The sequence below is a fragment of the Nesterenkonia flava genome (assembly GCF_031432335.1).
In the GTDB taxonomy this organism is placed as follows: domain Bacteria; phylum Actinomycetota; class Actinomycetes; order Actinomycetales; family Micrococcaceae; genus Nesterenkonia; species Nesterenkonia flava.
The window spans coordinates 1-1,482 of sequence record NZ_JAVKGT010000071.1 but is presented as its reverse complement, the minus strand read 5'-3'; the positions used below and the strand labels follow the sequence as shown (position 1 = coordinate 1,482).

1 protein-coding gene is annotated in these 1,482 nt (G+C 65.5%); it reads left to right on the top strand.

The annotated features are described in order from the left end of the window. Positions 1-128 precede the first annotated feature (128 nt). On the top strand, positions 129-1,469 hold the full coding sequence (locus RH857_RS13475; RefSeq protein ID WP_310538491.1) for an ISL3 family transposase: 1,341 nt from the start codon (positions 129-131) through the stop codon (positions 1,467-1,469). Positions 1,470-1,482 lie beyond the last annotated feature (13 nt).

Here is a 1,482-nt window from a genome sequence, read left to right as displayed (position 1 = left end):
GGCTCTTCGGATTTCAGGTGGGGGCGGGGTGACACGCCGAGGAGACTGGTGAGTCAGTAAGAAGAGGCCGGGGCCCTCGATGATCAGTAGCGACCAAGCAAACTGACTCATCGAAAGAGCCCCGACCGATGTCTGAGAATACGCGCCCTGCTCCTGCCTGCCCAACCCTGACCGACTACTGCAAGCACTGTGACCTCTTCGCTGACCTCGAAGGTCTCCACGTCATCGATGTCCACCGCGCAGCCCAGCACGGCCAGCTGTACGTCGTCGTGGAATCCGCCCCGGGCCTGGCCGGGTGCCCGGACTGCGCAGTCCTCGCGGTCAGCGCCGGCCGACGCGACGTCGAGCTCATCGACGCCCCGGTCTACGGGACCCCAGCGAAGCTGATCTGGCGCAAACGCCGGTGGCGATGTCAGGACCCCGACTGCGACCGTGGAGTCTTCACCGAACAAGACCCTGCTGTGGCGGCCCCGCGGACGCTGATGACCCGCCGGTGCATCAGCTGGAGCATCGCTCAGATGCGCCGCGAGAACGTCTCAGTGGCCGGGATCGCCCGGCAGTTGGGCATCGACTGGCACACCGTGTGGAAAGCGATCCGACCAGTGCTCAGCGAAGCCGCCGCCCAGGAACACCGCTACACCGCAGTGACCACTCTCGGGGTCGATGAGCACATCTGGCACCACGTGGATCGGCGCCGACGTGGACCCAAGGAGCTGACTGGGATGGTCGACCTCACCCGAGATGCTCATGGTCGGGTGCGGGCCAGGCTGCTGGACCTGGTCCCGGGCCGCACCGGCGCGGCCTACGCCGACTGGTTGGCGAAGCGCAGCGAAGGTTTCCGTGGTGGGATCACGGTCGCGACCCTGGACCCGTTCGCCGGGTACAAGACCGCGATCGATGCCCAGCTCGAAGACGCCACCGCGGTCCTGGACGCCTTCCATGTGGTGAAGCTGGGCACCGGGGCCGTCGACGACGTCCGCCGGCGGGTGCAGCTCGATATCCACGGTCATCGGGGCCGCAAGGGCGACCCGCTCTACGGGATCCGCAAGGTGCTCCAATCAGGAGCGGAGAACCTCACCGAGAAGCAGTGTGCTCGTCTGGAGAAGATCATCACCGCCGATCCCCGGCATGAAGAGGTCTTCCTCGCGTTCCAATGCGCCCAAGAACTGCGCAGCGCCTACCAGCACAAAGATCTGCGCGCGGGTCATCGGATCGCGCTGAAGGTCTTGGACTCGTTTCCTTCTTGTCCGGTGCCAGAGATCGCTCGTCTGGGTCGGACTCTGCGCCGCTGGCGAGATGCGTTCTTGGCCTATTTCACCACTGACCGGGCGAACAACGGCGGCACCGAGGCTGTGAACGGGTTGATCGAGCTCGCTCGTCGAGTGGCCCGCGGGTTCCGCAACAGAGAGAACTACCGGCTACGAATGCTGCTCATCGGAGGAGGCCTCGACGGGGCCATCCCCACCTGAAATCCGTAGAGCC